The organism is Streptomyces xingningensis (assembly GCF_054957865.1).
The window spans coordinates 180,180-186,720 of record NZ_JBDJPF010000004.1 but is presented as its reverse complement, the minus strand read 5'-3'; the positions used below and the strand labels follow the sequence as shown (position 1 = coordinate 186,720).

The 6,541-nt window shown below is 72.9% G+C and carries 6 protein-coding genes; 1 reads left to right on the top strand and 5 read right to left on the bottom strand.

Going from position 1 to position 6,541, the window contains the following annotated elements:
- Positions 1 to 111: 111 nt before the first annotated feature.
- The 3 genes from ABCR83_RS04050 to pdhA are packed head-to-tail and all read right to left on the bottom strand — an operon-like array spanning position 112 to position 3,583.
- Positions 112 to 1,401, bottom strand: coding sequence for a dihydrolipoamide acetyltransferase family protein (locus tag ABCR83_RS04050; protein WP_462693365.1), 1,290 nt, complete (start codon positions 1,399 to 1,401; stop codon positions 112 to 114).
- Entirely contained in the window at positions 1,401 to 2,429 is a 1,029-nt protein-coding gene (locus tag ABCR83_RS04045) for an alpha-ketoacid dehydrogenase subunit beta (RefSeq protein WP_462693364.1), read from the bottom strand. The genes ABCR83_RS04050 and ABCR83_RS04045 overlap by 1 nt, the downstream gene beginning before the upstream one ends.
- Positions 2,426 to 3,583, bottom strand: coding sequence for a pyruvate dehydrogenase (acetyl-transferring) E1 component subunit alpha (pdhA, locus tag ABCR83_RS04040; RefSeq protein WP_462693363.1), 1,158 nt, complete (start codon positions 3,581 to 3,583; stop codon positions 2,426 to 2,428). The genes ABCR83_RS04045 and pdhA overlap by 4 nt, the downstream gene beginning before the upstream one ends.
- A gap of 194 nt (positions 3,584 to 3,777) precedes the next feature.
- Between pdhA and ABCR83_RS04035 the strand changes: the two genes are divergently transcribed.
- Positions 3,778 to 4,290, top strand: coding sequence for an Lrp/AsnC family transcriptional regulator (locus tag ABCR83_RS04035; RefSeq protein WP_462693362.1), 513 nt, complete (start codon positions 3,778 to 3,780; stop codon positions 4,288 to 4,290).
- On the opposite strand, the gene ABCR83_RS04030 is transcribed toward ABCR83_RS04035, so the two are convergent.
- Entirely contained in the window at positions 4,291 to 4,881 is a 591-nt protein-coding gene (locus ABCR83_RS04030; RefSeq protein WP_462693361.1) for a TetR/AcrR family transcriptional regulator, read from the bottom strand.
- Positions 4,878 to 6,419 carry a 3-hydroxyacyl-CoA dehydrogenase gene (locus tag ABCR83_RS04025; protein WP_462693360.1) on the bottom strand — a complete coding sequence of 514 codons (1,542 nt, stop codon included), beginning with the start codon at positions 6,417 to 6,419 and terminating at the stop codon, positions 4,878 to 4,880. Before ABCR83_RS04025 ends, ABCR83_RS04030 begins: the two co-directional genes overlap by 4 nt.
- Positions 6,420 to 6,541 lie beyond the last annotated feature (122 nt).

The following is a 6,541-nucleotide window of genomic DNA, read 5'->3' as shown; positions in this document are numbered from 1 at the left end:
CGGGCTGAAGTCAGCCCGTCCGGCGTTTGAGGACAGCACGCGCAGCGTGCTGCGGGGTCCGGGGGCCTCCGCCCCCGGTTACGGGAAGGGGCGGGGTGGGGGAGAAAACCCCTACAGCGACCGCAACAGCACCACCGGCCGCTCCACACAATCCGCCACATACCGCAGGAACCCGCCCGCCGTTCCTCCATCGCACACCCGGTGGTCAAAGGTGAACGACAGCTGCACCACCTGCCGCACCGCCAACTCCCCTTGCCACACCCAGGGCTTGGGCACGATCCGCCCCACGCCCAGCATCGCCGCCTCCGGGTGGTTGAGGATCGGTGTGGAGCCGTCCACCCCGAACACCCCGTAGTTGTTGAGGGTGAAGGTGCCTCCGGTCAGCTCCGCCGGGGTGAGCCTGCCCTCCCGGGCCGCCTCGGTCAGCCGGGTGATCTCGGCGGACAGGGCGGCCACACCGAGGGTGTGCGCGTCCCGGACGACCGGCACCACCAGCCCGCGCTCGGTCTGCGCGGCGAAGCCCAGGTGCACCGCGGGCAGCCGCACGATCTCCTGCGCCTCGGTATCGACGGTCGCATTGAGTTCCGGGAACTCCGCGAGCGCCGCCGTACAGATGCGGGCGAGCAGGGCCGGCAGCGAAACCCTGGTCCGTCCCGGGGAGTTCATCGCCTCCCGGGCGGCCAGCAGTTCCGTGGCGTCGGCGTCCACCCAGCAGGTGGCGTCGGGGATCTCCCGGCGGCTGCGGCTGAGCTTCTCCGCGACCGCCCCGCGCAGACCGCGCAGCGGTATCCGCGAGCCCTCCGCGACGGGCCGCGCAGGCTGTGCGGACCGGGCGGGCTGGGCCGCCCGGTCCACGTCGGCCCGCAGGATCAGCCCGTCCGGCCCGCTGCCCCGCACCCGGCTCAGGTCGACCCCGCGCTCCCGGGCGAGGCGCCGCACCAGCGGGGAGATCACCGCGACGGCCGGCCGGCCGGATCCGGCGGCCGCGGCCGGTGGCCGGACCCTGGCCCGTCGGGCGGCAGGCGCCCGGGTGCCATAGCCGACCAGCACATTGCCGGAGCCCTCGGCAGCCGCAGGGCCCCCGGCGGCCGCGGAGCCTTCCGCGGCCGCGGGGCCCTCGGCCCCGTCGGGCCCCCCGGCGCCGTCCAGGCCATCGGCGCCCACCGCGACCGTCAACAGCGGTGCCCCCACCGGCAGTTCCGTGCCCTCCTCGCCGAACCGGGCGGTGACCACACCCCCGTAGGGGGACGGCACATCGACCATCGCCTTCGCCGTCTCGACCTCCACCACCGGCTGGTCGACGGCCACCACCTCGCCGACGGCGACCAGCCAGCGCACCACCGTGGCCTCGGTGAGGCCCTCACCGAGGTCCGGAAGAGTGAACTCGCGTACCACGGCCATCAGTTCGCACCCCCTGCGGTCCATTCGGATTCCCACTGCAGCCGGGCGACCGCGTCCAGGATCCGGTCCACGCCCGGCAGATGGTGCTGCTCCAGCAACGGCGGCGGATACGGGATGTCGAACCCGGTGACCCGCAGCACCGGCGCCTGAAGATGGTGGAAGCACCGCTCGGTGATCGACGCGGCCAGCTCCCCGCCCGGCCCGCCGAACCCGGTCGCCTCATGGACCACGACCGCCCGCCCGGTGCGCCGCACCGAGGCACAGACCGTCTCCTCGTCCAGCGGCACCAGCGAGCGCAGGTCGACGACCTCCAGGTCCCAGCCCTCCGCGGTGGCCGCCTCGGCGGCCTCCAGGCAGACCGGCAGCGACGGCCCATAGGTGACCAGGGTCGCGGAGGTGCCGGGCCGCCGGACCACGGCGGTGCCGATGCCGGGCACCCGCTCGGGCGCCTCGGGCGACCAGTCGGCCTTGGACCGGTAGAGCCGCTTGGGCTCCAGGAAGATCACCGGGTCGTCGGAGGCTATCGCCTCGCGCAGCAGGCCATAGGCGTCGGCGACGGTGGCCGGGGTGACCACCTGCAGCCCGGGGGTCGCCATATAGAGGGCTTCGGAGGAGTCGCTGTGGTGCTCGACGCCGCCGATCCCGCCGCCATAGGGCACCCGCACCGTGATGGGCATCGGGACGGCGCCCCGGGTGCGGTTGCGCATCCGGGCGACATGGCTGATGAGCTGCTCCAGCGCGGGGTAGGCGAAGGCGTCGAACTGCATCTCCACCACCGGCCGCAGCCCGTACATGGCCATTCCCACGGCCGAGCCCAGGATGCCCGCCTCGGCCAGCGGGGTGTCGGCGCACCGGTCCTCGCCGAACTCCTTGGCCAGCCCGTCGGTGATCCGGAAGACGCCGCCCAGGGCGCCGACGTCCTCGCCGAGGACATACACGGCCGGATCGTCCGCCATCGCGTCGCGCAGCGCCCGGTTGAGGGCCTGGGCCATGGGGGTGGCGGTCTGCCGCCCGGTGACGGTGGTCATCGCCGGTTCCCTTCCCCGGGTCCGCCCAACTGCTCTCCGGCGGCCTCGAGTTCGGCCCGCAGCTGGGCGGCCTGCTCGCGCAGCCGGCCGGTCTGCCGGGCGTAGACGTGATCGAAGAGTTCCATGGGGTCCAGCACCGGGTCCTGGTTCATCCGCTCGCGCAGCCCGGCGGCCATCCGCTCGGCGGCCTCCTGTTCGGCCCGGATGCCGTCCTCGTCCAGCAACTCCCGCCGGACCAGCTCGCGTTCCAGCAGGGTGACCGGATCGTGCGCCCGCCAGGCGGTCACCTCGGCCTCGCTGCGGTAGCGCTTGTCATCGTCGGCGTTGGTGTGCGCGTCGATCCGGTAGGTGATGGCCTCCACCAGGGTGGGCCCGCCGCCGGACCGGGCCCGGTGGACGGCCTCGGCCAGCACCCGGTGCACGGCGGCGGCGTCGTTGCCGTCCACCAGCCGGCCGGGCATGCCATAGCCGACGGCCTTGTGGGCGAGGGACGGCGCGGCGGTCTGCCGGGCCAGTGGTACGGAGATGGCGAAGCCGTTGTTCTGGATCAGGAAGACCACCGGGGCGCGCCAGACGGCGGCGAAGTTGAGGGCCTCGTGGAAGTCGCCCTCGCTGCTGCCCCCGTCGCCGGCCAGGGCGAGCGCCACCACGTCGTCGCCCTTGAGCCGGGCGGCGTGCGCCAGGCCCACCGCGTGCGGGAGCTGGGTGGCCAGCGGGGTGCACAGCGGGGCGATGCGGTACCGGTGCGGGTCGTAGCCGGTGTGCCAGTCGCCGCGCAGCAGCGTCAGCGCCTGCACCGGGTCCAGGCCGCGGGCCACGGTGGCGAGGGTGTCGCGGTAGCTGGGGAAGAGCCAGTCCCGGTCCTCCAGGGCGAGCGCGGCGGCGACCTGGCAGGCCTCCTGGCCGGCGGAGGAGGGGTAGACCGCCAGCCTGCCCTGCCGGGTCAGCGCGGTGGCCTGGGTGTTGTAGCGGCGGCCGCGCACCAGGTGGCCGTACAGCCGCCGCAGCAGCTTGGGGTCCAGGGTGTCGGCGGCGTCCGTGCCCAGCAGCCGGTACGGCTCCGCGTCGGGCAGCAGCGGCGCCGGGTCGGTGCGGGGCTGCCAGGCCGGGGGCGGGGTGGGGCGGTATGAGCCGGGCTGCTCCAGGACCGTCATGGCGGGCACCTCCTCTAGGGACGAGCTCCAGGGATGGGCTTGAGACGAGCTTGACCGGAAAGCGTCCTCCGCTCTCCCTACCGATTGTTCGGTCGAGAGCGCATTTTGGCTACAGGCGGCCTTCGCCTGTGGACAAACGGTTCGGCAGACCGTGAGATATGGACAGCACGTCCATGAAGGGGAGGCATGGCGGTATGCCGGACGAACAGATGGCCATTCCGGGTGGGCCGGGCGGGAGAGACGCCCTGGGCAGAGCACCCGCCCGGCCGCTCGACGAGATAGACCGCTCGATACTGCAGATGCTGCAGACCGATGGGCGGGCCTCCATCCGCTCCGTCGCGGAGCGCGTGCACGTATCGCGGGCGAACGCCTACGCACGCATCAACCGCCTCATCGACGACGGGGTCATCCGGGGTTTCGGGGCCCGCATCGACCAGGAGCGGGCGGGCCAGGCCGCGTCCGCGTACATCACCTTGAAGATCGTCCAGAACTCCTGGCGCACGGTCCGCGAAAAGCTCCAGGAGTTGCCGGGCGCCGCCCATATCGCCCTGGTGAGCGGGGACTTCGACGTCCTGCTGCTGGTCCACACCAAGGACAACCGGGCCCTGCGCGAGCTGGTGCTCACCCGCCTCCAGGCCATGGACGAGGTGCTGAGCACCCGCACCCTGCTGGTCTTCGAGGAACGGGACCTCGAAAAGGGCGTCTGATCAGGAGGTCCGCAGCCCGGCGAAGGCCGTACGGACCACCGCATCGGCCACCTCACCGCTGGTCGCCGAGCCACCGCGGTCCGGCCGGTACCACTCCACAATCGAGTTGATCATGCCGAAGAGCAGCCGGGTCGCCAGCCGGACGTCCACATCCGGGCGGAGGTCGCCGTCGGCGGCGGCCTCCTTCAGCAAGTCGGCCACCCGGTGGTCGAATTCACGGCGCCGCTCCATGGCCCAGCGCTCGGTGTCCGTATTGCCCCGCACCCGCAGCAGCAGCGTCACATAGGGCAGCTCGGACATCAGCACCTCGGCCTCGCGCCGGGTGACGTATTCCAGCCGCCGAACCGCCCGCCCCCGGCGGGCGCCCGGCTCCTCCAGCACGCCGAAGAGCCCGTCCAGCGCGCGGGTTATGGCCAGCCTCAGCAGCTCCTCCTTGCCCTTGACATGGTGGTAGATCGAGGACTTGGAGATCCCGGCGGCCTTGGAGAGGTGCTCCATGGAGGTACCGTCGTAGCCCCGCTCGTTGAACACCCCGACGGCAACCGCGAGCAGCGATTCGGGGGTGTAGGTGTCGCGCTTGGCCATGGTCACGATTGAATCAGGCTCTCCTTGACGGCCGCACGGCGGCGCAGTGACCGGGACGGCGCGTAGCGGCCGCCCGGGTACTCGAACTCCATGTTCTGCAGGAACCGGCGCACCCACTCGGAGCCCAGCGCCCGGCCCCACTCCAGCGGCCCGCGCGGGTAGTTCACGCCCTCGCGCATGGCGAGGTCGATGCCCTCGGGGCTCGCCACGCCCCGGCCGACGGCGTCCTCGGCGAAGTCGACCAGCATCGCCACCGTACGGGCGACGATCAGGCCGGGTGTGTCGCGGATCACGCTGACCCGCTTGCCCAGGGCCTGGAACAGGCCGATGGCCGCCCCGGTGTCCGCCGGGGAGGCGGTCTCGGCGGGGGCCAGGGCGACCCGGGTGCAGCCGCGGTAGTCCAGGGCCAGGTCGAAGCAGACCTTGGGTTCCCCGGCGGGCTCCCCGGTCCCGGAGATGGCTGCGTACCCGTCCGCCAGGGTGAGCCGGGCGCCACCGGGCAGGACGAGGTGGCCGTATCCCTCCGGGGCCGGGTCCGGCTCCCGGGTGAGGGGGATGCCCGCCTCCTCGATCAGCTCCGGCAGGACCGCGGCGGCCGCGGGCAGTTCGCCCCGCAGCACCAGCCCGGCGGGGGCGTCGCAGGGCCCGGCCGTGTGCGGCTCGGGCCGGGCGGCCCCCTCGCCGTGGTCGTACCAGCCGCGCCCGCTCTTGCGCCCCAGCAGCCCGGCCTCCACCAGCCGCCGCTGGGCCAGCGAGGGGGTGAACTTCCGGTCGTGTGAGAACGCCTCATAGACCGAACGGGTGACGGCCTCGTTCACGTCCTGCCCGATGAGATCGGTCAGTTCGAAGGGGCCCATGGCGAAGCCCCCGCTCTCCCGGAGCACCGCGTCGATGGTGGCGGGATCGGCGGCCCGCTCCTCGAAGACCCGGAACGCCTCGGCGTAGAACGGCCGGGCCAGCCGGTTGACGATAAACCCGGGGGTGTCGGTGCAGCGCACCGGCGTCTTGCCCCAGGCGGCGGCGGTCGCCTGCGCACGGTCGGCGGCGGCCGGGTCGGTGGCATGGCCGCACACCACCTCCACCAGCGGCAGCAGCGGGGCGGGGTTGAAGAAGTGCAGCCCGACCAGCCGGCCGGGCCGGCGCAGCGCGCCGGCGATGGCGGTCACCGACAACGAGGACGTATTGGTGGCCAGCAGGCAGTCCTCGGAGACAACCGATTCAAGCTCGGTGAACAGCTTCTGCTTGACGGCGAGTTGCTCGACAATCGCCTCGATGACCAGAGCCGAGCCGGCGAGCGTGGCAAGCCTGAGCACCGGGTCCAGCCGGGCCACCGCGGCGTCCCGCGCAGCGGCGTCCAGCCTGCCCTTCGCCACCAGGCGGTCCAGCCGGGCCGCGATGGCCCGCGCCGACTCCCTCGCCCGGCCCGGCACCGCGTCATACAGCAGCACCGGGTGGCCGGCGAGCAGGGCGACCTGGGCGATGCCCTGGCCCATGGTGCCGCTGCCGATGACGGCTACGGCGTGGTCCGGCTGGATTGCGGTCATGTCCGTGATCCTCCCCGATGAGTCGGTTACGGGTCGGCCGGGCCCCCTTGTCCCGACCGATCGTTCGGTTAATGTAGCTGCGGGAAAGTTCCCCCGCACCCTCCGCGATGTCCTACGAGGAG